The following is a 24,272-nucleotide window of genomic DNA, read 5'->3' as shown; positions in this document are numbered from 1 at the left end:
TGACAACCGTTATGCCTGAACAATATCGTTATACGCTGCCCGTCAAAGCGGGTGAGCAGCGTCTGCTGGGCGAGTTAACCGGCGCAGCCTGTGCAACGCTGGTAGCGGAAATTGCCGAACGTCACGCCGGTCCGGTGGTACTCATTGCACCAGATATGCAAAATGCTCTGCGTTTGCATGATGAAATCAGCCAGTTTACCGATCAAATGGTGATGAATCTGGCGGACTGGGAAACTCTTCCCTACGACAGTTTTTCGCCTCATCAGGACATTATCTCCTCGCGCCTTTCCACCCTTTACCAGCTACCGACGATGCAGCGTGGCGTACTGATTGTTCCGGTGAATACGCTTATGCAGCGCGTTTGCCCACACAGTTTTCTCCACGGTCATGCGCTGGTGATGAAAAAAGGTCAGCGCCTGTCACGAGATGCATTACGAACCCAACTGGACAGCGCCGGTTATCGCCATGTTGACCAGGTGATGGAGCACGGCGAATACGCCACGCGCGGCGCGTTGCTGGATCTCTTCCCGATGGGGAGTGAGCTGCCTTATCGTCTTGATTTCTTTGATGATGAAATCGACAGCCTGCGGGTGTTTGACGTCGACAGCCAGCGCACGCTGGAGGAAGTAGAAGCGAGCAATCTGCTGCCCGCGCACGAATTTCCGACCGATAAAGCGGCAATTGAACTGTTCCGCAGCCAGTGGCGCGATACCTTCGAAGTGAAGCGCGATCCAGAACATATTTACCAGCAAGTGAGTAAAGGCACATTACCTGCCGGGATCGAGTACTGGCAGCCATTGTTCTTCAGCGAACCACTGCCGCCGCTGTTCAGTTATTTCCCTGCCAATACCTTGCTCGTGAATACTGGCGATCTGGAAACCAGTGCCGAACGTTTCCAGGCTGACACGCTGGCGCGTTTTGAGAATCGCGGCGTCGATCCGATGCGCCCGCTGTTGCCACCACAATCGCTCTGGCTGCGGGTGGACGAGCTCTTCTCAGAGCTGAAAAACTGGCCCCGGGTGCAGCTAAAAACTGAACATTTACCGACAAAAGCCGCGAATGCCAATTTAGGTTTCCAGAAACTGCCAGACCTGGCCGTTCAGGCACAACAAAAAGCGCCGCTGGATGCGCTGCGTAAGTTCCTCGAGACTTTCGACGGTCCGGTGGTGTTCTCGGTAGAAAGTGAAGGTCGCCGTGAAGCGCTGGGTGAACTGCTCGCACGAATTAAAATTGCTCCGCAACGCATTATGCGTCTTGATGAAGCCAGCGACCGTGGGCGTTATCTGATGATTGGCGCTGCCGAACATGGTTTTGTCGATACGGTGCGTAATCTGGCGCTGATTTGCGAAAGCGATCTGCTCGGTGAACGCGTTGCCCGTCGTCGTCAGGATTCTCGCCGCACCATCAACCCCGATACACTGATCCGTAACCTTGCGGAACTGCATATTGGTCAGCCGGTGGTCCATCTGGAGCACGGCGTCGGTCGTTATGCCGGAATGACCACGCTGGAAGCGGGTGGCATTACTGGCGAGTATCTGATGCTCACCTATGCCAACGACGCCAAACTGTATGTTCCGGTGTCGTCACTGCATCTGATTAGCCGTTACGCAGGTGGCGCGGAAGAAAACGCCCCGCTGCATAAACTTGGCGGCGATGCGTGGTCACGCGCGCGGCAGAAAGCGGCGGAAAAAGTGCGTGATGTGGCGGCGGAATTGCTGGATATCTACGCGCAACGCGCCGCCAAAGAGGGCTTCGCGTTTAAACACGATCGTGAGCAGTATCAGTTGTTCTGCGACAGCTTCCCGTTTGAAACCACGCCGGATCAGGCGCAGGCCATTAATGCGGTACTTAGCGACATGTGTCAGCCGCTGGCAATGGATCGTCTGGTGTGCGGCGATGTTGGCTTTGGTAAAACAGAAGTGGCGATGCGCGCAGCTTTCCTGGCAGTAGATAACCACAAGCAGGTGGCGGTGCTGGTGCCTACCACCCTTCTCGCGCAGCAGCATTACGACAACTTCCGCGACCGTTTCGCCAACTGGCCGGTACGTATCGAAATGATCTCCCGTTTCCGCAGCGCCAAAGAGCAGACGCAAATCCTTGCGGAAGTGGCGGAAGGGAAAATCGATATTCTGATCGGTACGCACAAACTGCTGCAAAGTGACGTCAAGTTTAAAGATTTAGGCCTGCTGATTGTCGATGAAGAACACCGCTTCGGGGTGCGTCATAAAGAGCGCATTAAAGCGATGCGCGCGAACGTGGATATTCTGACGCTTACTGCAACGCCGATCCCACGTACGCTGAATATGGCAATGAGCGGAATGCGTGACCTGTCGATTATCGCCACGCCGCCCGCCCGTCGTCTGGCAGTTAAAACCTTTGTCCGTGAGTATGACAGCATGGTGGTCCGGGAGGCGATCCTGCGTGAAATTTTGCGCGGAGGACAGGTTTATTATCTCTACAATGATGTGGAAAACATTCAGAAAGCCGCCGAACGGCTGGCAGAACTGGTGCCAGAAGCGCGGATCGCCATCGGTCACGGGCAGATGCGCGAGCGCGAACTGGAACGGGTGATGAATGATTTCCATCATCAACGTTTCAACGTGCTGGTTTGTACAACCATTATCGAAACCGGGATCGACATCCCGACAGCCAACACTATTATCATTGAACGCGCGGATCACTTCGGTCTGGCGCAGCTGCACCAGTTACGCGGTCGCGTCGGACGTTCGCATCATCAGGCATATGCATGGTTGCTGACACCGCATCCAAAAGCGATGACTACCGATGCACAAAAACGTCTTGAAGCAATTGCCTCGCTGGAAGATCTCGGGGCAGGTTTTGCGCTGGCAACGCACGATCTGGAGATTCGCGGCGCGGGTGAACTGCTTGGCGAAGAACAAAGCGGCTCAATGGAAACCATCGGTTTCTCGCTGTATATGGAGTTGCTGGAAAACGCCGTCGATGCACTGAAAGCCGGACGCGAGCCGTCGCTGGAAGATCTCACCAGCCAGCAAACAGAAGTCGAGCTGCGGATGCCGTCGCTATTGCCAGATGATTTCATCCCTGACGTGAACACGCGTCTGTCGTTCTACAAACGTATTGCCAGCGCCAAAACGGAAAACGAACTGGAAGAGATCAAAGTCGAGCTTATCGATCGCTTCGGCCTGCTGCCGGATCCGGCGCGTACCCTGCTGGATATTGCCCGTCTGCGCCAGCAAGCGCAGAAACTGGGGATCAGGAAGCTGGAAGGTAATGAGAAAGGCGGGGTGATCGAATTTGCCGAGAAGAATCACGTTAATCCGGCCTGGTTGATTGGTTTGCTGCAAAAACAGCCGCAGCATTACCGCCTTGATGGTCCGACGCGCCTGAAATTTATTCAGGATTTGAGTGAGCGGAAAACGCGTATCGAATGGGTACGCCAGTTTATGCGTGAACTGGAAGAGAACGCGATCGCTTAATGGTAAATCGGGGGCGTTTCTGCGCCCCCATCTGCAACATTTACAAATTCTTTGCACTTCCCTGCACTATCCGACACTGTCACCATCCATAATTCAGGCTTATCTGTTTATTACAATAACCTTATATTTATTATGGATTTTTGGTGATGATCAAAACGCGTTTTTCTCGCTGGCTAACGTTTTTTACGTTCGCCGCTGCCGTGGCGCTGGCGCTACCGGCAAAAGCCAACACCTGGCCGCTGCCGCCAGCGGGCAGTCGTCTGGTTGGCGAAAACAAATTTCATGTGGTGGAAAATGACGGTGGTTCTCTGGAAGCCATCGCCAAAAAATATAACGTCGGCTTTCTCGCTCTGTTACAGGCTAACCCCGGCGTTGATCCTTACGTACCGCGCGCGGGCAGCGTGTTAACGATCCCGTTGCAAACCCTACTTCCAGACGCGCCGCGCGAAGGCATTGTGATCAACATTGCGGAGCTGCGTCTCTATTACTACCCGCCGGGTAAAAATTCGGTAACCGTGTATCCAATAGGTATTGGTCAGTTAGGTGGTGACACGCTGACACCGACAATGGTGACCACCGTTTCAGACAAACGTGCAAACCCAACCTGGACGCCAACGGCAAACATCCGCGCCCGTTATAAAGCACAGGGAATTGAGTTGCCTGCGGTAGTGCCGGCTGGACCGGATAACCCAATGGGCCATCATGCGATTCGTCTGGCGGCCTATGGCGGCGTTTATTTGCTTCATGGTACGAACGCCGATTTTGGCATTGGCATGCGGGTAAGTTCTGGCTGTATTCGTCTGCGGGATGACGATATCAAAACACTCTTTAGCCAGGTCACCCCAGGCACCAAAGTGAATATCATCAACACTCCGATAAAAGTCTCTGCCGAACCAAACGGTGCGCGTCTGGTTGAAGTACATCAGCCGCTGTCAGAGAAGATTGATGACGATCCGCAGCTGCTGCCAATTACGCTGAATAGCGCAATGCAATCATTTAAAGATGCAGCACAAACTGACGCTGAAGTGATGCAACATGTGATGGATGTCCGTTCCGGGATGCCGGTGGATGTCCGCCGTCATCAAGTGAGCCCACAAACTCTGTAAATCCTGGATAAAAAAAATCCCCGCGACACGGCATGTCGCGGGGAAAAAATCAGCAGTAGCAGGCATTAATGAGGGTTAATGCTTATTTATAAATTACTGCTGTTCCATGGAGGGTATTCGGACCGGTTACAGAAGTAATACGGAAAGATTTTGCGCCCATCTCATCCGCTTTTTGCGCCAGCTGCTCTTCCAGCGATCCCAGATTTGTCCCCGCGTTAGCACTGATTGTACCGACTTTTTGTTGGCCTTCTGGCGTTGACTGAACTTCGACAGCCGCAAAGCTGGCAAATGACATGGAGCTTAAAATCGCCGCAGCGATGAGGGTTTTTACGTTTTTCATAATAGTGGCCTTATGCAGATGAATGACGTCGCAAGCAATTACTTAACGATCGATAACTAAATGATAGATGTGATCTGGATCACATACAAGATATTTTTTTATAACAATCATTAATTAATTTAAAAATCTTTAAATTTCAGTTAAATAGAAAGCAATTATTTTTATGGAATCTGGACTGGTGAACGGAGGTGATTATTTTTATAATAACCTTTCATTCACAGTCACCAGGTACAACGGCATCATGGCAACTGACTCAACACAATGTGTAAAAAAAAGCCGTGGCCGCCCAAAAGTGTTCGACAGGGATGCCGCGCTTGATAAGGCCATGAAATTGTTCTGGCAACACGGTTATGAAGCGACTTCTCTTGCGGACCTCGTCGAAGCGACCGGAGCCAAAGCGCCCACGCTATACGCGGAATTTACCAACAAAGAGGGGTTATTTCGTGCCGTTCTCGACCGCTATATCGATCGTTTTGCCGCTAAGCATGAAGCACAGCTGTTTTGTGAAGAGAAAAGCGTGGAGTCTGCGCTGGCTGACTATTTTGCTGCCATCGCCAACTGCTTTACCAGCAAAGACACCCCGGCAGGCTGCTTCATGATCAACAACTGCACCACCCTCTCCCCAGATTCAGGAGATATCGCCAATACGTTGAAATCACGCCATGCGATGCAAGAGCGCACTTTGCAGCAGTTTTTATGTCAACGACAAGCGCGCGGGGAAATCCCGCCCCACTGTGACGTGACACATCTGGCAGAATTCCTTAATTGTATTATTCAGGGGATGTCGATCAGCGCACGCGAAGGTGCATCGCTGGAAAAACTGATGCAGATTGCCGGAACGACTTTGCGTTTATGGCCCGAACTGGTGAAATAAGTCGCAAAAAAAGCCCCTCAGCCTGAGCGAATGAGGGGCCAAATTGCAGAGTACAGCCTTGTTATACTTTGTTATTCAAAATCAGTTGCCCGTTGCTATCTAGCGGGATCTGCGTACCCGGATCGCGGTCCATGCGGATTTTGCCCTGCTGATCGCCAATCTTATAGGTCACATCATAACCGAGCATTTTTTCTGACTTGTCATACACCGTTTTACAACGCTGTTGCGTAGTCGTGTAAGTATCGCTTTCCTGGAGAGAGCCCTGGATCTGGTTACCGGCATATCCACCACCCAGCGCCCCCACAACAGTGGCGACATCTTTACCGCGACCACCACCAAACTGATGCCCTATCACGCCGCCAGCAACAGCGCCGAGCACCGACCCGGTAATGCGATTTTCATCCTGCACCGGTCGACGATGGGTCACTGTGACGTTGCGACACTCCTGACGCGGTGTTTTAACCGTTTCCTTGATTGGGGTTGCAGAAACAACCTGAGCGTATTGCGGGCCCCGTTCAAACACGTTCAGACTGGCCACTGCCGCTACGCCCAGCGCAGCTGCGACACCAATCCCGATACCCGCCAACATTGATTTATTCACGGGAACACCTCCTTCTTTGCAGTTATGCCAATCATGCAAGCGAAGGAGAAAAGCAGCTATCAGACAGAAGATGAAAAGCGCGGGAATGGCTGGAAATACTTAATGATTCGGAGGAGTCTGAAGGAATGCCTGATGCGACGCTTAACGCGTCTTATCAGGCCTACCGCTCGTACCATTTGTCCAGGGCGGATGAGGCGTTTATGCCACATCCGCCAGTGTACGTCGATTAATGCAACTTCAAACGCGGACGGATAACGCGGTTAATACTCCCCACCAGCATCATTAATCCGGTTTTAAAGTAACCATGCAGCGCAATCTGATGCATTCGGTATAGCGAGATATATACAAAGCGCGCAATTCGTCCTTCAATCATCATTGAGCCGCGCGTCAGGTTACCCATCAGGCTACCGACGGTGGAGAAGTTCGACAGCGATACCAGCGAACCATGATCTTTATACTGATAATTTTTCAGCGGCTTACCGTTCATCTGCGCCAGAATGTTGTTCATTGCGCAAGTCGCCATCTGGTGTGCAGCCTGAGCACGCGGCGGAACAAAGCCCCCTTCCGGACGCGGGCATGACGCGCAGTCGCCAATAGCGTAAATGTCTGGATCGCGGGTGGTTTGCAGCGTCGGTTCCACCACCAGCTGGTTGATACGGTTAGTTTCAAGACCACCGATATCTTTCAGGAAGTCTGGCGCTTTGATCCCGGCTGCCCATACCATCAGATCAGCCTCAATATATTCGCCATCTTTAGTGTGCAGGCCGCCTTCATCAGCACTGGTGACCATGGTTTGCGTCAGCACGCGAACGCCAAGTTTCGTTAGCTCGTTGTGGGCCGCAGCAGAGATACGTGGCGGTAACGCAGGCAAAATACGTTCTCCCGCTTCTACCAGCGTTACGTTCAGGGCTTCGTTGGTCAGGCCTTTGTAACCGTAGCTGTGCAGTTGCTTGACCGCGTTGTGCAATTCAGCGGAGAGTTCTACACCCGTCGCGCCGCCGCCGACAATCGCAATGTTCACTTTGCCATTCGCGCCCAGGTTGGCGGAGTATTTCAGGAACAAATTCAGCATCTCCTGGTGGAAGCGACGCGCCTGGTGCGGGTTATCGAGGAAAATGCAGTTCTCTTTGACACCTGGCGTATTGAAATCGTTAGAGGTGCTACCCAGCGCCATTACCAGGGTGTCATAGGCGATTTTACGTTCCGGAACCAGCAGTTCACCTTTCTCGTCGCGCAGTTCTGCAATAGTGATTGTTTTCGCTTCACGATCAATATCAATGACGGAACCCAGCTGGAACTGGAAACCATGATTGCGCGCATGGGCCAGATAGCTCAACGCATCGACGCCTTCATCAAGCGAGCCAGTCGCCACTTCGTGCAGCAGCGGTTTCCACAGGTGGCTGTGGTTACGATCGACCAGCGTAATTTTGGCTTTTTTCTTGCGTCCCAGCTTATGCCCCAGCTGTGTTGCCATTTCCAGCCCACCAGCACCGCCGCCGACAATCACAATCTTTTTCAATGGCGTAGTCAACGTGACCCCCTTAAATTTATTAACCAATTGTTAATTAATGGTTATTAACATAGCTCTTAATTAACAACAGGTTACAGCAATGAAAATGTTCTTCGCTATTGAGAATAACATGAATGGTGCATTGGTCATACCAAAATTGATGTTAATCAAGTTTTGTTGCTGAAAAGATAGGCGACTTTACCGGGTGAGATCAAAAAACAGAGTTTATTGTTTATTATTTGAGCGAATTTGTGAGAGTGATATAGAGTGAGGGGTGTATGCAGGGCGTTCGGTAGGCCTGATAAGAAGCGCATCAGGCATTGATGCTCGACTGTCGGATGCGGCGTGGACGCCTTATCCGACCCACAGAATTCGGAGCGCATCAGGTACCGGCAAGGTTACCTGATGCGACGAGGGCATTTACCCGAGGGTTTTGAACGCTTTAATGCGCTGTAAATGCGGGGAGATATTCTTGAATTTGTGCGTCTGCTCTTCGTCCCAGACAATCTCGTAATAATGATGCAACTCTTCAGATGTCCGCTGGCTGTTAAGCGCTTCATCATTACGCGACAAAATCACCAGGCAACGATCGCGATTCTTCTCACGGAAGTTGGTCACACACTTAGTGGCAATATCGGCATACTCTTCCGGGCGATCAATCTTGCCTTCCATGTTCTCATAAGGGAACAAATTAGGGTTGAAGATCACCTGGCGGATGTCGCAAAGAAAACCAATCCGTTCCGCCCAGTATCCGCCCAAGCCAACGCCGCAAATTAGCGGACGCTCGTCAACGTTCAGTTGCAACATTTTGTCCACTTCTTTAAGCAGATGCTGCATATCATGTTTCGGATGCCGCGTACTGTAGCTTATCAAGCGTACATCCGGGTCAATAAACTGCAATTGTAAGACTTTCTCGTGGTTACCCGGACTGTTAGAGTCAAAACCGTGTAAATAGATAATCATCGCTTCCTCACATAAGCCAGGGTTAGTGACCTGCTTTCTCTTCCTGCCAGCGTTCATGTAACTGATTCAGACGGGTGCTGATCGCTTTCCAGCGAGCCGAGTCCATCAGTTCCTGTCGCGAAAATGAACCTTTATGATACAAACGTGTAACACGTTCTGCCTTGATCGGTGACAGATTATCTAACACGCTGACGGCCCCTTTACGATTATTGCAGACCAGGATCATATCGCAACCCGCATCCAGTGAAGCCTGCCCGCGTTCGGCATAACTGCCCATAATCGCGGCACCTTCCATCGATAAATCGTCAGAGAAAATCACGCCGTCAAAACCCAGTTCCTGACGCAAAACGGTTTTCAGCCAGTAGGGAGAACCGCTCGCCGGACGCGGATCAACATCACTGTAGATCACATGCGCAGGCATAATGGCGTCGAGTTTATTTTCGCGGATTAAGGAACTGAAGACCGACATATCTTTAGCGCGAATCTCCGCTTGTGGACGTGGATCGCACGGTGTTTCTTTGTGTGAGTCTGCCGTTACTGCACCGTGTCCTGGGAAGTGTTTCCCGGTCGTTTTCATTCCGGCTTCATGCATACCATCAATAAACCGGCTGGCAATTGCCAGGGCTTTTTGTGGATCGGCATGATAAGAACGCTCGCCAATCGCCGCGCTGATATGCCCGACATCCAGCACAGGCGCAAAGCTGATATCAATATCCATAGCGATCATTTCGCTGGCCATCAACCAACCTGCCTCCTGCGCCAGTTTGCCACCCTCTTCCATTCCTGACAGCGCAGCGAATGATTGCGCCGCTGGCAAGCGGGTAAAACCTTCACGAAAACGCTGCACGCGTCCACCTTCCTGATCAACCGCCACCACCAGACGATTGCGCGAAGCTGCGCGGATCTGGCGCACCAGTTCACGTAACTGGGCAGGATCATGATAGTTACGCGTAAAGAGAATCAGCCCTCCCACCAGCGGATGCGCCAGTATTTCACGCTCTTCCGCGTCCAGTTCGTAACCTTCGACATCCAACATTACTGGACCCACACTGCTCTCCTTATTGTTTTATTAATAGCTGCCGCCAGGTGTCATCGGCCAGCCTGATAAATTGTTGATCGCCGGTTTGTCGCCAGCGGTACTCAAACCACCCTGCTTTGAGCATCAGCAGCCAGGGAAACCATCGCCTGACCTGACGCCATAATTGCGCCGGATAAATCTTCGCGCGAGTGGCATAGTCATTGACCAATTGCCGGTGCTGTTCAGTATTTTCCACCCACACCGCCGCCAGTTCCAGCGCGATATCACCATCTCCGGCATACTCCCAGTCGATGAGTTTTAACCCTGACGCGCTATGCACTAAATTTCCGGCGTGGACATCCATATGCAATGGACTTAAGCGTAAAGGCCGTGGTTCCCGCGCTTTGCGCAGACGTTTTAACATTCGCAGCCAACCCACTGTCCGCCGCGCCGGATCGCTTTGCTGCCAGTACAGTTCCAGTAACGGCAACAGCGTTATTCGCCAGCCAAAACGTGGTTGTTGATGTAGATAATACAGCAAGCCTGCCAGTTCGTTGGTATCCGGCAAATACGTTTTTACCGCGCCGGGCAGATAGTCGACTACCATCCAGTCACGGAGATATAAATGCGGCTTCGGTGCAATGCATGCGGGTAGTTGTGATAAAGCCCGATACTGGCGCAAGAACGCGGACTGCGGCGCATCAGGATCGTGCGGCTGACGCACAACAAAACGCTGGCCCTGATGTTCAATGAGAAAACTCCCGCCACTAAGCCCACTATTAAACGTCGTGACGGGATGATACTGCGGGAAAAAGCGCGACAGCAATTCGTCGCGCGTGATGGGATTATTGCTGCGAAACGGCACCTTTACCTGACCAGATAATTTCGCCCGTCTGCACCAGCATCAGCTGCATTTGTAGGGTCGGAGCGTTAACGTTGCCAGAGGCGCTGGAGTACAGCACGTAATGAGCGCCGACATTGCGGGCAATGCCTATGGCTTTACTACGGGTGCCTAAACTGTCCTGCGGCGACAAACCTAACTGTTGCTTCGCCATCGACAGTTGCTGGGCGGAAACCAGGGTAAATTTCCCGTTATTAGCCAGCGCATTTCGCAGCGTTTCGGTCGCTTCTGCGGCATTCAGCGAACCGTTAGTACGGTTGTTAACGCTATCAACCAGCAGGACGCTACCCGCAGTCACCCCGTCAGCCCCAAGCATCTTACTGACCATCGGCTGCATTGCGCCATTCCAGTCATAATGGCGAATATGCGGCGCAGGCGGTGCAGTTTGATCTTCGTGCTCAATTGGGCCTGGCTGCTGCGGGATCGTCGGCACCGAGGGCACTGTGGGGACAGGCTGTTGTGGCTCGGCTGGTTGTTCCGGCGCTGGTTTCACTTCTTCTACCGGTGCAGGTTCACGTTGCCCCACACACCCGGCGAGAAACATCGCCAGCGCGGTAATCAAGGCGTAGCGACTCATTTTTGTCATCAAGATTCACCCCTTACAAATATAGATAAAGTCTGACTTTGTGCGCCCCCAGAAAATTGGCGCTGCCGTACAGCGTTACCGCCGAATGTGCGGGAATGGTAACGCTGCGTGGCCTTTCCAGAGGATGCATCTCCAGCCCTCTGGCGTCATACCAGTAAAAACGATAATGAACGGTAACGGGTTCTTGCCTTTCGTTATAAAGCGTTGAGGATGCTGAAGGTTGAATATCAGACGTCGAAAGGAAGGGCTTTTCTGCACTGATGCCCGCAGCCAATAAAGATGACTCCATCACCAGCGATTGCTCATCATTCACCGGAATTTCCGGATGTGAACGACAGCCCACCAGCAGTAACAACACCAGAGACACCAGCCCAAAGCATCCTTTTCTCATCGTTACAGACCTTTATGCGCCAGCATTGGTCCCAGCGGACGGCCACCCAACAAGTGCATATGGATGTGGTAAACCTCTTGTCCGCCATGGCGGTTGGTATTCATGATCAGACGATAGCCATCTTCGGCAATACCTTCTTGCTCAGCAATTTTTGCCGCTACGGTGATCATGCGTCCCAGCGCCTGCTCATGCTCAGCTGAGACGTCGTTCACAGTCGGAATGAGGATATTCGGAATGATCAGAATATGCGTTGGCGCTTGCGGCGAAATATCGCGAAACGCCGTTACCAGATCATCCTGGTAGACGATATCGGAGGGGATCTCACGACGAATAATTTTGCTGAATATAGTTTCTTCTGCCACGACATTTTCCTTTTTCAAATAGCCATGCGTTGCGCCATGCTACGCCGCGCCACACTGCGAGTATAGAGTATGGTCGAGTTAAACCTGCTCTTTCAACCTTAACTCACGATTTCTTAAGCAAAAAATCGTTTTGCTGCCGTATATATCGCCATTATTCCCATTTCTGCCTGCGAATGCGCTGAAAAGACATTCTCTGTTTGGTTTACATGACAAATATGAATGCGTACATTTCTCATTTGCATTTACAAACAAAATTATTCGCACACTAAATATAATCGCTCATCACCCTCCTCCGGCATGAGCCTGACGACAACATAAACCAAGAGATTTCAAATGCTTTCAACACAATTTAACAGGGATAATCAATATCAAGCCATCACCAAACCGTCACTACTTGCCGGTTGCATAGCACTGGCACTATTACCTTCTGCCGCTTTTGCTGCACCAGCCACTGAAGAAACGGTGATTGTTGAGGGTTCAGCCACAGCTCCAGATGATGGCGAAAATGATTACAGCGTAACGTCTACCTCTGCGGGTACCAAAATGCAGATGACTCAACGTGATATTCCTCAGTCGGTCACTATTGTTAGCCAGCAGCGGATGGAAGATCAGCAGTTACAAACGCTGGGCGAAGTGATGGAAAACACGCTGGGGATCAGCAAAAGTCAGGCGGATTCCGATCGTGCTCTTTATTATTCCCGCGGATTCCAGATCGATAACTATATGGTTGATGGTATCCCCACCTATTTTGAATCGCGCTGGAATCTGGGCGACGCACTTTCTGATATGGCACTCTTTGAACGCGTAGAAGTAGTGCGTGGCGCGACAGGACTCATGACCGGGACGGGTAATCCATCTGCGGCAATTAATATGGTTCGAAAACACGCGACCAGTCGTGAATTTAAAGGCGATGTCTCGGCGGAATACGGTAGCTGGAACAAAGAACGGTATGTGGCGGATTTACAAAGCCCACTCACCGAAGACGGTAAAATCCGCGCGCGAATTGTCGGCGGCTACCAGAATAACGACTCATGGCTGGACCGCTACAACAGTGAAAAGACCTTCTTCTCGGGCATTGTCGATGCTGATTTAGGCGATCTTACGACGCTTTCAGCCGGTTACGAATATCAGCGCATTGATGTTAATAGCCCTACCTGGGGCGGTTTACCGCGCTGGAATACTGATGGCAGCAGCAACAGTTACGATCGCGCACGCAGTACCGCACCTGACTGGGCGTACAACGATAAAGAGATCAACAAGGTCTTTATGACCCTGAAGCAGCAGTTTGCTGATACCTGGCAAGCGACACTGAATGCCACCCACTCTGAAGTCGAATTTGACAGCAAAATGATGTATGTCGATGCCTATGTAAACAAAGCGGATGGTATGCTGGTTGGGCCATACAGTAATTATGGACCTGGCTTTGATTATGTCGGCGGCACCGGTTGGAACAGTGGCAAACGTAAAGTTGATGCGCTGGATTTGTTCGCTGACGGTAGTTATGAATTGTTTGGTCGTCAGCACAATCTAATGTTTGGTGGCAGTTACAGCAAACAAAACAATCGTTACTTCAGTTCATGGGCCAACATCTTCCCGGATGAAATTGGCAGTTTCTACAACTTTAATGGCAATTTCCCACAAACCGACTGGTCACCACAGAGCCTGGCGCAGGACGATACCACACATATGAAATCGTTATATGCTGCCACTCGTGTCACCCTTGCCGATCCGCTGCATCTGATCCTCGGCGCACGTTATACCAACTGGCGGGTTGATACGCTGACTTACAGCATGGAGAAAAACCACACCACGCCTTACGCTGGTCTGGTGTTTGACATCAATGACAACTGGTCGACCTACGCCAGCTATACCTCTATTTTCCAGCCGCAAAATGATCGTGACAGTTCAGGCAAATATCTGGCTCCAATCACCGGTAACAACTACGAGCTGGGTCTGAAATCGGACTGGATGAATAGCCGTCTGACCACCACGTTAGCCATCTTCCGTATTGAGCAGGATAATGTCGCTCAGTCCACCGGTACACCTATCCCCGGCAGCAACGGCGAAACCGCCTATAAAGCGGTGGATGGGACAGTCAGTAAAGGGGTGGAATTTGAACTCAACGGCGCAATTACCGACAACTGGCAGCTGACATTTGGCGCAACGCGCTATATTGCAGAGGATAACGAAGGAAACGCCGTTAATCCTAATCTGCCACGCACCACGGTTAAAATGTTCACCAGCTATCGGTTGCCTGTCATGCCAGAGTTGACGGTCGGCGGTGGTGTTAACTGGCAAAATCGCGTGTATACCGACACCGTGACGCCGTATGGCACCTTCCGCGCCGAGCAAGGTAGCTACGCGCTGGTGGATCTCTTCACCCGCTACCAGGTGACGAAAAACTTCTCGTTACAGGGGAACGTCAATAACCTGTTCGACAAAACCTACGATACCAACGTGGAAGGTTCTATCGTCTACGGCACACCGCGTAATTTCAGCATTACCGGCACGTATCAATTCTGAATAACACCTGTAAAAAAGGCAGCCATCTGGCTGCCTTAGTCTCCCCAACGTCTTACGGATTAGTGGTTACGGATGTACTCATCCATCTCGGTTTTCAGGTTATCGGATTTAGTACCGAAAATCGCCTGAACACCAGAACCAGCAACCACTACGCCCGCTGCGCCCAGTTTCTTCAGGCCGGCCTGATCCACTTTAGACACATCAGCAACGCTGACGCGCAGACGGGTAATACATGCGTCGAGGTTAGTAATGTTTTCTTTACCACCAAATGCAGCAACCAGAGCCGGTGCCATTTCGCTGGTACCTGTCGCTTTTGCATCTTCAGTCGCGTCTTCACGACCCGGCGTTTTCAGATCCAGTGCTTTAATCAGCACGCGGAAGATGGTGTAGTAAACAATCGCATAACCGATACCGACGATCGGGAACAGCCACAGTTTGCTGCTGTTACCAGACAGAACGATGAAGTCGATCAGACCGTGCGAGAACGACGTACCGTCACGCATCCCCAGAAGAATACAGATTGGGAATGCCAGGCCTGCCAGAATCGCGTGGATGATGTACAGGATCGGCGCAACGAACATGAAGGAGAACTCGATCGGCTCGGTGATACCGGTCAGGAACGAGGTCAGCGCCGCGGAGATCATAATACCGCCCACTTTCGCGCGGTTTTCTGGTTTAGCAGAGTGCCAGATAGCAATTGCGGCAGCTGGCAGACCGTACATTTTGAACAGGAAGCCACCAGACAGTTTACCCGCAGTCGGGTCACCCGCCATATAACGCGGAATGTCGCCGTGGAAAACCTGACCTGCTGCGTTGGTGTATTCACCAATCTGCATCTGGAAAGGTACGTTCCAGATGTGGTGCAGACCAAACGGTACCAGGCAACGTTCGATGAAACCGTAAATGCCAAACGCAACTACCGGGTTCTGGTAAGCAGCCCACTGAGAGAAGGTCTGGATTGCAGAACCAATCGGCGGCCAAATGAAGGACAGCACAACGCCAGTAAAGATGGCAGCCAGGCCAGAAATGATCGGCACAAAGCGTTTACCGGCAAAGAAGCCAAGATACTCAGGCAGCTTAATACGGTAGAAACGGTTAAACATGTACGCTGCGATCGCACCGGAGATAATCCCTCCGAGTACGCCAGTATCCGCCAGGTGTTTAGAGGCGATTTCTTCAGCAGGTAAATGCAGTACCAGTGGCGCAACCACGGCCATGGTTTTAACCATGATGCCATAGGCAACAACTGCGGCCAGCGCGGATACGCCATCGTTATTGGTAAAGCCGAGGGCGACACCGATCGCAAAAATCAGTGGCATGTTTGCAAAGACGGAACCGCCTGCTTCTGCCATAACATGCGATACAACGGCGGGCAGCCAGCTGAAATTCGCGGAACCGACGCCCAGCAGAATACCTGCGATAGGCAGTACGGATACCGGCAGCATCAGCGATTTACCGACCTTTTGCAGGTTAGCAAATGCATTCTTAAACATAATTGAGAGTGCTCCTGAGTATGGGTGCTTTTTTTACGTTCTCACGCGTGGCAAGGGGGGAGAGCCTCGCCGTGTACAGGGCATCTAAGCGCCCTTTATTTATTACACAGAGTAAAATAATTCAGTGCCAATTTGTTTGACGGCTATCACGTTTCAACTTCAGATCATTGGAGAAGTTGCACATTTTGACAAAACATATGTCACAATATTTCAAACGTGGTTATTCACCGCCCAATTTTCGGCGGTGAACTTTACTCGTTTTAGCCATTAATTACGAGCTTTAAAAAAACTCATTCAACGGATGGATTGAAGGCGGGAAGCGTCGATGTGAAACAGACGGGCGAAGTTATCGGTGGTTACCTGCGCCAGTTCTTCAACGGCAACACCTTTCAACACAGCCATGTATTCTGCAACGTCACGAACCATCGCAGGTTGATTCTCTTTTCCTCGATGCGGTACCGGCGCAAGGTAAGGTGAGTCAGTTTCCACCAGTAACCGATCCAGGGGGACATAACGCGCAGCATCGCGCAGTTGCTCCGCATTACGGAAGGTCACAATGCCGGAAAAGGAGATGTAAAATCCGAGATCCAGTAATTTACCCGCCGTTTCTCTGTCCTCTGTAAAACAGTGTAGTACGCCACCGCAATCCGTCACTTTTTCTTCGCGCAGAATTGCCAGCGTATCGGCACGGGCGTCACGGGTATGGACGATAACCGGCTTGTTCAGTTCACGACCAATCTGGATATGATGGATGAAGGACTCTTGCTGACGTACTTTAGTTTCCGGCGTGTAATAATAATCCAGCCCGGTTTCACCCAGCGCTACAACACCCTCTTCTGCCGCCAGACGGCGTAAATCTTCTACATCGTAGGGATCATTCTGGTTGAGTGGATGCACGCCACAAGAAAATACGACGTTGTCACGTTCGCCTACCAGATCCCGCATATGTAAATAACCCGGTAATGTTGTGGCGACTGCCAGACAAAATTTCACATCGCGTGCGGCGGCTTTCGCCAGAACGTCATCCACGTCCTTATGCAAAGATTCATAATCCAGACCATCGAGATGGCAGTGTGAGTCGACTAAAAACATGATGTCTCTCTTAAAGATGAGGAACCGGTAGCACAACGCCCGGTTGCAGGTAATGCTCAATACGCAGTAAAAGATCGGTGATGAGAAGCTCGCGGTTGATGCCTGTAACAGACATTAACTGTTCACGAATGTGGCAAACATCCCCCAGTATAGCCTGCAGGCGCGAGGGAGAAAGATGGTTTGCCAGTTCGGCGACCAGGCCCGGCACATCAACATTGGTCACCTGCGCAGCACCATGATGGCGTTTTAGCGCATCCATCAGCAACGTTGCCAGCCAGTGTAAACGCGCCGGAGCTTGTTCATGATTAAGGGCCGCTAGCAGCGAATACCAGTCGCCCGATGGCACGCTATATGCCAACGCCTGACACAATGTTTCACGAGCCTGCCAGTTATCTCCCTGAAACAACGCCAGTGCCGCGCCAGGCGAACCGGCGCTTAAGCGCAATGCGGCAAGTAATGCATCCTGTGACATTGTCACTTCGCGTGAAAGCCAGGTCACGGCGTACTGTTCCGGCGGCGGCGCAAGGTAATGTAACCGACAACGACTACGTAATGTTGCCAGTAAACGTTCAGGCTCGCGGGTAGCCAGGAAAAACCAGGTTTCTGCTGGTGGCTCTTCAAGCGTTTTCAGCAATGCGTTAGCCGCGGCGTCGGTTAGTAAGGCAGCATCGGTTACCCAAACGACTTTCGCACCACCTAAGCGTGCGTGCTCATTCAGCTTTTCGGTGACCTCACGTACCGCATCAACGCCCAGCGTATTTTTTCCTTTTTCGGGAGCCAGGGTGTAGTAATCGGGATGCGTGCCAGCCTGCATCAACTGACATCCACGACAGTGACCGCAACTTTTGTGGCCCTGCGGTTGTTGGCAGAGTAAATAACGGCTCAGGGCGTAGATTAAAGCATCATCGCCCATGCCCGGTAACGCCTGAATGAGTAGCGCATGGTGACCTCTTCCGGCCTGATAGCTGGCTACCAGTTTTTCGAAATCAGGTCGTAACCATGGATACCATCTCATGCGTCCAACTCCTTCACCCAGTGGGTCACGGTAGTGCGGATTGCATCCATCACGGCCTCCAGCGGCTGGGTGGCATCAATGGTATGAATGCTTTTATCTTGTGCTGCCAGTTCCAGATAGCGGGCGCGGGTGCGATTAAAGAAATCGAAAGATTCTTGCTCAATACGATCCAGCTCGCCGCGCGCACGCGCGCGTTTTAAGCCAACTTCCGGGGTAACATCGAGATAGAGCGTTAAGTCGGGGCGAAAATCCCCGAGAACAGCATCACGCAGTGTTGCCAGCATATGTTGGTCAATACCACGTCCGCCGCCCTGATACGCCTGAGTGGAGAGATCGTGGCGATCGCCAATCACCCAAGTGCCGTTAGCCAGAGCTGGTTTGATGACCGTTTCTACCAGTTGAACGCGCGCGGCATAAAACATCAGAACTTCGGCTTTATCGGTAATGACTTCATCGCCTACCGATTTGATATCCAGCACCAGGCTTCTTAACTTTTCGGCAAGTTGCGTACCGCCAGGTTCCCGAGTGAAAACCATGTCGCGGATACCCAGTTGCTCGAGCGTCTCAACCACCACATTACGCGCGGTAGTTTTGCCTGCGCCTTCCAGCCCCTCAATGACGATATACTTACTGCGCATTTTTTTCCTTAAGCACTTTCAGATAATCCTGCACAGACTTGTTATGACTGGCAAGATTGGTATTAAACGTGTGACCACCTTTACCATCGGCCACAAAATAGAGATACGGCGTTTTTGCCGGATGCGCAGCAGCCTTCAGCGAATCCGCCCCCGGCGTCGCTATCGCACCTGGCGGCAGACCGGTAATGGTATAGGTGTTATACGCTGTCGGCGTTTCCAGGTCTGCACGAGAAAGTTTGCCATTATAACGCTCTCCCATCCCGTAAATCACGGTCGGGTCGGTCTGCAGGCGCATACCAATGCGTAAACGGTTGATAAATACTGAGGCAACCTTATCGCGTTCACTGGCAACGGCGGTTTCTTTTTCGATAATTGATGCCATCGTCACCAACTGGTTTTTATCTTTATAAGGCAGACCGTCCGCACGCCCTTCCCAGGCGCTATCGACCGCTTTCACCATTTTCTTGTGCGCTCGCTTGAGTAACGCGACATCGGTGGTATTGGCGGTATACATCCAGGTGTCTGGCCAGAACCAACCTTCAATCCACTCCGGGTTTTCCAGTTCAAGTGCCTGCGCTACGGTGGCGTACTTATCATCGCTCAGCGTATGCTTGATATACGGGGCCTCACGCAATTGCTTGAGGTAATCGCTCAGACGCATCCCTTCTACCAGTCGCAGAGGGAACTGTGCTTCTTTACCGCTTTCCAGCAATTTCAGCATCTCGCGCACGGTCATCTGCGGTGTAAAGCGGTAAGTCCCGGCTTTAAAGTGAGAAAGATCCGGTTCGATACGCAGCAGCCATTGAAAAACCCGTGGACGATTGATGATCTTATCGGCATAAAGCTGTTCACCGAGCGCCAGACGTCCGGTCCCTGGCTTCAGGGTAAATATCGTCTCTTCTTTGATAAGCAATTTGCTGTCGGCAAGATGGCGAACCTTCCAGACGCCCACACCAGCGGCGATACCCAGTACCACCAGCAATAACAAGATTATCAATAACACTTTTTTCATGACTAATTCGGGCGCTCACAAAGTGGGGCTAAATATTCATATAACGTTGCTGACGAAAAGGAGACATCGCCACAGGCACATACGGGCATCACTGGCATTAACGCATTACAAATAACCATCTCATCTGCCTGCAACGACTCTTCCAGAGAGGCTTGCACTTCGACAAGCTGATAAGAGGATTGTGCCAGCAAACGGATACAGAATTGTCGCATAATGCCGTTAACACCTGCCTGATCCAGTCGCGGCGTATAAACTACGTTGCCCTTCCGCCAGAACAAATTAGCCGCACAGCATTCCGTAACCCACCCTTCGCTGTCAAGGACCAGCGCCTCATCAGCGTTTGTCTGCTCAAGATGAGAGCGAATCAATACTTGCTCAAGACGATTGAGATGTTTAATACCTGCAAGATGAGGATTGCGCCCCAGCCGCACCGGGCTTAGCGCCAACGTAATCCCCTCGTTACGCAAACGGTCGTAATGTGCAGGATAAGCCGTAACGGAGAGAATCCGCGTTGCCGGTCCGCTGTTCAATGTGCTGTACCCTCGCCCGCCACTACCGCGACTGATCACGACTTTCAGCACACCATTTTGCTGTTCTGCTGCCAGCGTTTTCATCTCTTGTTCAAGCTGAGGCCAGAAGTCACAGGAAATCATCAACCGCTGACAAGCATCCTGTAGTCGCTGGATATGCGCCGATAACAAACTGACTTTACCGTCGATAACTCTGGCGGTGGTAAAACAACCATCACCAAACTGCGTTGCCCGATCGCTTACTGCCAGCGATTCCTGCTTATGACCGTTAATTAAGAACATACCGGCTCCTTATCAGAGAATTGTTAGTGTGGCAGCATGTTCACTACGGAACAAGTCGGAATAAAAGCTAAGAAAAAAGGCCCGCAAGCGGACCTTTTATAAGGGTGGAAAATGACAACTTAGATCTTTTTAAAGATCAAAGAACCATTAGTGCCACCGAAGCCGAAGGAGTTACACAGAGTGTATTCCATTCCGCTAACCTGACGCGCTTCGTGCGGTACGAAATCCAGATCGCAACCTTCATCCGGGTTATCCAGGTTGATGGTTGGCGGAACAGCCTGATCGCGCAGCGCCAGGATGGAGTAGATAGATTCTACTGCACCCGCCGCACCTAACAGGTGACCGGTCATAGATTTCGTGGAGCTTACCAACACACGGCTTGCAGCTTCACCGAAGATGGTTTTCACCGCCTGCGCTTCAGCTTTATCGCCAGCCGGCGTAGAAGTACCGTGCGCGTTAACGTAGCCAATCTGACTCGCTTCAATGCCTGCATCACGCAGAGCATTTGCCATCGCCAGAGCTGCGCCTGCGCCATTTTCTGGCGGTGACGTCATATGATAAGCATCGCTGCTCATACCAAAGCCGACGAGTTCAGCGTAAATTTTCGCACCGCGTTTTTTCGCGTGTTCGTACTCTTCAAGTACCAGCATACCGGCACCATCGCCCAGTACGAAACCATCACGCTCTTTATCCCACGGGCGGCTCGCCGCTTGCGGGTTATCATTGCGGGTAGATAATGCACGTGCCGCGCCAAAACCACCAACGCCCAGCGGCGTACTGGCTTTCTCTGCGCCACCTGCAACCATCACGTCAGCATCGCCATACGCGATAATACGCGCAGCATGGCCAATGTTGTGCACGCCGGAAGTACAGGCAGTCGCGATAGAGATGCTCGGGCCACGCAGGCCATACATGATAGTCAGATGACCTGCCACCATGTTCACAATCGTTGACGGAACGAAGAATGGGCTGATCTTACGTGGACCACCGTTCATCAGAGATGTGTGGTTTTCTTCGATCAGTCCGAGGCCGCCAATCCCGGAGCCAATTGCGGCACCAATGCGGGTTGCGTTCTCTTCCGTTATTTCAAGGCCAGAATCCTGCATGGCCTGAACGCCAGCGACAATTCCATATTGAATGAAGGCATCCATCTTGCGCTGTTCTTTGCGCGAGATAATGTCCTCACAGTTAAAATCCTTTACTAAGCCAGCAAATTTCGTTGCATAGGCGCTAGTATCGAAATGGTCGATTAGGCTGATGCCACTCTGACCGGCAAGCAGAGCTTTCCAGGTAGACTCTACGGTATTGCCGACAGGAGACAACATGCCCAGTCCGGTCACAACTACACGACGCTTAGACACGTTTGTCCTCCAGGGAGGGAAAAAATGATTCTAGTGGGACAAAAAGATAAAACTCAGGCGGTCGAACGACCGCCTGGAGATGTTCACTTACGCCTGGTGGCCGTTGATGTAATCAATGGCAGCCTGAACGGTGGTGATTTTCTCAGCTTCTTCGTCCGGAATCTCAGTATCAAACTCTTCTTCCAGAGCCATTACCAGCTCAACGGTGTCAAGAGAATCCGCGCCCAGGTCTTCAACGAAAGAAGCATTGTTGGTAACTTCTTCCTGCTTAACGCCCAGCTGTTCGCCGATAATTTTCTTAACGCGTTCTTCGATAGTGCTCATACTCTTAAATTTCCTATCAAAACTCGCTTTCGCGATGGTTTTCGTAGTGTATAAAATGTTGAAAAATTTGCAACTAAATCCCGGCAGGTCTTACCACGATTTTACGTTATTTTGAGGCCTTACCCCCCAATAACGCAAATCATTTTGCACTAATTATTACTCATAACCACGCAGACTGCGCGCAACATGAGCATTTTGTGCAAATCGCGGTCAGACCATGTACATCCCGCCGTTCACATGCAAAGTTTCACCCGTGATGTAAGCTGCTTCGTCGGATGCCAGGAATGCAACCGCGTTGGCGATTTCCTGTGCGCCGCCGAGGCGACCCGCAGGAACCTGCGCCAGGATACCCGCACGCTGGTCATCGCTCAGCGCACGTGTCATGTCCGTTTCAATAAAGCCCGGAGCAACAACGTTTACAGTAATACCGCGTGACGCAACTTCGCGCGCCAGTGATTTACTGAAGCCGATCAAGCCCGCTTTCGCCGCAGCGTAGTTGGCCTGACCGCCATTTCCCATGGTACCAACCACAGAACCGATAGTGATAATACGACCATGACGCTTTTTCATCATAGCGCGCATTACCGCTTTTGACAGACGGAAAACAGATGAAAGGTTGGTTTCGATAATATCGTTCCACTCTTCATCTTTCATTCGCATTAACAGGTTATCACGAGTGATACCGGCATTATTGACCAGGATATCCACTTCACCAAATTCTGCGCGAATTTTTTCCAGAACAGATTCGATAGATGCCGGGTCGGTCACATTCAACATCAGACCTTTGCCGTTGGCACCTAAATAATCACTGATCGCCTGAGCGCCATTTTCACTGGTCGCAGTGCCAATAACTTTCGCGCCACGGGCTGCGAGCGTTTCAGCAATTGCGCGGCCAATTCCGCGGCTTGCACCGGTTACCAGTGCGATTTTTCCTTCAAAATTCATGATTTTCCTCTTTTAAAGCTCGAGCGCCGCTGCCATCGCTGAAGGTTCGTTCAGCGCCGAGGCGGTCAGGGTGTCGACAATGCGTTTCGTCAGGCCAGTAAGCACTTTGCCCGGGCCGACTTCATAGAGATGTTCTACGCCTTGCGCTGCCATGTACTCAACAGACTTCGTCCACTGAACCGGGTTATACAACTGACGTACCAGTGCGTCACGGATGGCATCACCATTGGTTTCGCATTTCACATCAACGTTATTCACAACAGGAACTGTTGGTGCGTTAAAGGTGATTTTCGCTAATTCTACTGCCAGTTTGTCGGCTGCTGGTTTCATCAGCGCACAGTGAGACGGTACGCTCACTGGTAACGGCAGCGCGCGTTTTGCGCCCGCCGCTTTACAGGCAGCGCCAGCACGCTCAACCGCTTCTTTATGACCGGCAATAACCACCTGTCCCGGAGAGTTAAAGTTTACCGGAGAAACGACCTGACCTTCTGCAGCTTCTTCACACGCTTTCGCAATAGACGCATCATCCAGACCGATGATTGCCGCCATAGCGCCCGTGCCTTCCGGTACGGCTTCTTGCATGAACTTGCCGCGCATCTCAACCAGACGCACCGCATCAGCGAAATCAATCACACCAGCGCAAACCAGCGCGGAGTATTCCCCCAGGCTGTGACCGGCCATCATTGCCGGTGCTTTACCGCCCTGCTGCTGCCATACGCGATACAGCGCAACAGATGCAGTCAACAGCGCAGGCTGAGTTTGCCAGGTTTTATTCAGTTCTTCAGCTGGCCCCTGCTGGGTCAGCGCCCACAGGTCGTAGCCCAGCGCCGCAGAAGCTTCAGCAAACGTTTCTTCGACAATTGGATAGCTCGCCGCCATATCAGCCAGCATTCCAACGGTTTGAGAACCCTGTCCAGGGAACACAAATGCAAATTGCGTCATGTTTT

General features: G+C 51.6%; 23 protein-coding genes. 4 read left to right on the top strand and 19 right to left on the bottom strand.

Translation table 11 applies throughout. The features are described from left to right. The first annotated feature begins 11 nt into the window (after nucleotides 1–11). Both mfd and ldtC read left to right on the top strand, forming a co-directional pair. Nucleotides 12–3,458, top strand: a complete 3,447-nt coding sequence (gene mfd, locus K0778_RS00350) for a transcription-repair coupling factor (RefSeq protein WP_063084657.1) — start codon at nucleotides 12–14, stop codon at nucleotides 3,456–3,458. Between the two features lie 143 nt (nucleotides 3,459–3,601). Beyond that, entirely contained in the window at nucleotides 3,602–4,564 is a 963-nt protein-coding gene (gene ldtC, locus K0778_RS00345) for a L,D-transpeptidase LdtC (RefSeq protein WP_001300895.1), read from the top strand. An 82-nt stretch (nucleotides 4,565–4,646) separates the two neighbouring features. Here the strand turns inward: ldtC and bhsA are convergent, their stop codons facing one another. Further along, nucleotides 4,647–4,904: a multiple stress resistance protein BhsA gene (gene bhsA, locus K0778_RS00340; protein ID WP_000800153.1), complete on the bottom strand. Its 258-nt coding sequence runs from the start codon at nucleotides 4,902–4,904 to the stop codon at nucleotides 4,647–4,649. A 241-nt stretch (nucleotides 4,905–5,145) separates the two neighbouring features. Between bhsA and comR the strand changes: the two genes are divergently transcribed. Then, entirely contained in the window at nucleotides 5,146–5,778 is a 633-nt protein-coding gene (gene comR, locus K0778_RS00335; protein ID WP_001336528.1) for a TetR family copper-responsive transcriptional repressor ComR, read from the top strand. 61 nt (nucleotides 5,779–5,839) lie between these two features. Here the strand turns inward: comR and K0778_RS00330 are convergent, their stop codons facing one another. The 8 genes from K0778_RS00330 to hinT all read right to left on the bottom strand — a co-directional run bounded on the left by K0778_RS00330 (nucleotide 5,840) and on the right by hinT (nucleotide 12,110). Beyond that, nucleotides 5,840–6,379 (bottom strand): glycine zipper 2TM domain-containing protein, encoded by a 540-nt coding sequence (locus K0778_RS00330; RefSeq protein WP_001043459.1) that lies wholly within the window; start codon nucleotides 6,377–6,379, stop codon nucleotides 5,840–5,842. A 226-nt stretch (nucleotides 6,380–6,605) separates the two neighbouring features. Next, nucleotides 6,606–7,910, bottom strand: a complete 1,305-nt coding sequence (gene ndh, locus K0778_RS00325) for an NADH-quinone dehydrogenase (protein WP_000211045.1) — start codon at nucleotides 7,908–7,910, stop codon at nucleotides 6,606–6,608. Nucleotides 7,911–8,309: 399 nt separating this feature from the next. Next, a complete protein-coding gene (gene ycfP, locus K0778_RS00320; RefSeq protein WP_000587933.1) occupies nucleotides 8,310–8,852 on the bottom strand; it encodes an alpha/beta hydrolase YcfP in 543 nt (180 codons plus the stop codon). A gap of 22 nt (nucleotides 8,853–8,874) precedes the next feature. Beyond that, nucleotides 8,875–9,900, bottom strand: coding sequence for a beta-N-acetylhexosaminidase (gene nagZ, locus K0778_RS00315; protein ID WP_000529320.1), 1,026 nt, complete (start codon nucleotides 9,898–9,900; stop codon nucleotides 8,875–8,877). Between the two features lie 10 nt (nucleotides 9,901–9,910). Further along, complete coding sequence (gene thiK, locus K0778_RS00310) at nucleotides 9,911–10,735, bottom strand: thiamine kinase (RefSeq protein ID WP_001116592.1); 825 nt, start codon at nucleotides 10,733–10,735, stop codon at nucleotides 9,911–9,913. After that, nucleotides 10,716–11,357, bottom strand: coding sequence for a penicillin-binding protein activator LpoB (gene lpoB / locus K0778_RS00305; RefSeq protein WP_000164439.1), 642 nt, complete (start codon nucleotides 11,355–11,357; stop codon nucleotides 10,716–10,718). Before lpoB ends, thiK begins: the two co-directional genes overlap by 20 nt. A gap of 13 nt (nucleotides 11,358–11,370) precedes the next feature. Next, on the bottom strand, nucleotides 11,371–11,748 hold the full coding sequence (locus K0778_RS00300) for a YcfL family protein (RefSeq protein WP_001225295.1): 378 nt from the start codon (nucleotides 11,746–11,748) through the stop codon (nucleotides 11,371–11,373). Between the two features lie 2 nt (nucleotides 11,749–11,750). Continuing rightward, nucleotides 11,751–12,110, bottom strand: a complete 360-nt coding sequence (gene hinT, locus K0778_RS00295; RefSeq protein ID WP_000807125.1) for a purine nucleoside phosphoramidase — start codon at nucleotides 12,108–12,110, stop codon at nucleotides 11,751–11,753. A 333-nt stretch (nucleotides 12,111–12,443) separates the two neighbouring features. Between hinT and fhuE the strand changes: the two genes are divergently transcribed. Beyond that, nucleotides 12,444–14,633: a ferric-rhodotorulic acid/ferric-coprogen receptor FhuE gene (gene fhuE / locus K0778_RS00290; protein ID WP_000953441.1), complete on the top strand. Its 2,190-nt coding sequence runs from the start codon at nucleotides 12,444–12,446 to the stop codon at nucleotides 14,631–14,633. 59 nt (nucleotides 14,634–14,692) lie between these two features. Here fhuE and ptsG read toward each other — a convergent pair whose 3' ends face one another. The 10 genes from ptsG to fabD form a co-directional block, all read right to left on the bottom strand. Continuing rightward, entirely contained in the window at nucleotides 14,693–16,126 is a 1,434-nt protein-coding gene (ptsG, locus tag K0778_RS00285) for a PTS glucose transporter subunit IIBC (protein WP_000475719.1), read from the bottom strand. A 294-nt stretch (nucleotides 16,127–16,420) separates the two neighbouring features. Next, complete coding sequence (locus K0778_RS00280) at nucleotides 16,421–17,218, bottom strand: metal-dependent hydrolase (RefSeq protein WP_000480245.1); 798 nt, start codon at nucleotides 17,216–17,218, stop codon at nucleotides 16,421–16,423. Between the two features lie 10 nt (nucleotides 17,219–17,228). Next, nucleotides 17,229–18,233, bottom strand: a complete 1,005-nt coding sequence (gene holB, locus K0778_RS00275) for a DNA polymerase III subunit delta' (protein ID WP_001267956.1) — start codon at nucleotides 18,231–18,233, stop codon at nucleotides 17,229–17,231. Further along, a complete protein-coding gene (tmk, locus tag K0778_RS00270; protein ID WP_001257000.1) occupies nucleotides 18,230–18,871 on the bottom strand; it encodes a dTMP kinase in 642 nt (213 codons plus the stop codon). Before tmk ends, holB begins: the two co-directional genes overlap by 4 nt. Continuing rightward, nucleotides 18,861–19,883, bottom strand: a complete 1,023-nt coding sequence (gene yceG / locus K0778_RS00265; protein WP_000756827.1) for a cell division protein YceG — start codon at nucleotides 19,881–19,883, stop codon at nucleotides 18,861–18,863. Before yceG ends, tmk begins: the two co-directional genes overlap by 11 nt. A gap of 2 nt (nucleotides 19,884–19,885) precedes the next feature. Beyond that, complete coding sequence (gene pabC, locus K0778_RS00260; protein WP_000478681.1) at nucleotides 19,886–20,695, bottom strand: aminodeoxychorismate lyase; 810 nt, start codon at nucleotides 20,693–20,695, stop codon at nucleotides 19,886–19,888. Between the two features lie 119 nt (nucleotides 20,696–20,814). Then, a complete protein-coding gene (fabF, locus tag K0778_RS00255; protein WP_000044679.1) occupies nucleotides 20,815–22,056 on the bottom strand; it encodes a beta-ketoacyl-ACP synthase II in 1,242 nt (413 codons plus the stop codon). Nucleotides 22,057–22,143: 87 nt separating this feature from the next. Beyond that, complete coding sequence (acpP, locus tag K0778_RS00250) at nucleotides 22,144–22,380, bottom strand: acyl carrier protein (RefSeq protein WP_000103754.1); 237 nt, start codon at nucleotides 22,378–22,380, stop codon at nucleotides 22,144–22,146. A 210-nt stretch (nucleotides 22,381–22,590) separates the two neighbouring features. Next, complete coding sequence (gene fabG, locus K0778_RS00245; protein ID WP_001008535.1) at nucleotides 22,591–23,325, bottom strand: 3-oxoacyl-ACP reductase FabG; 735 nt, start codon at nucleotides 23,323–23,325, stop codon at nucleotides 22,591–22,593. 12 nt (nucleotides 23,326–23,337) lie between these two features. After that, nucleotides 23,338–24,267: an ACP S-malonyltransferase gene (fabD, locus tag K0778_RS00240; protein WP_000191372.1), complete on the bottom strand. Its 930-nt coding sequence runs from the start codon at nucleotides 24,265–24,267 to the stop codon at nucleotides 23,338–23,340. Nucleotides 24,268–24,272: the final 5 nt, after the last annotated feature.

This window comes from Escherichia sp. XD33 (assembly GCF_019375075.1).
Classification (GTDB): domain Bacteria; phylum Pseudomonadota; class Gammaproteobacteria; order Enterobacterales; family Enterobacteriaceae; genus Enterobacter; species Enterobacter flexneri_A.
The sequence above is the reverse complement of the archived record's forward strand: the minus strand, read 5'-3'. Positions and strand labels throughout refer to the sequence as shown.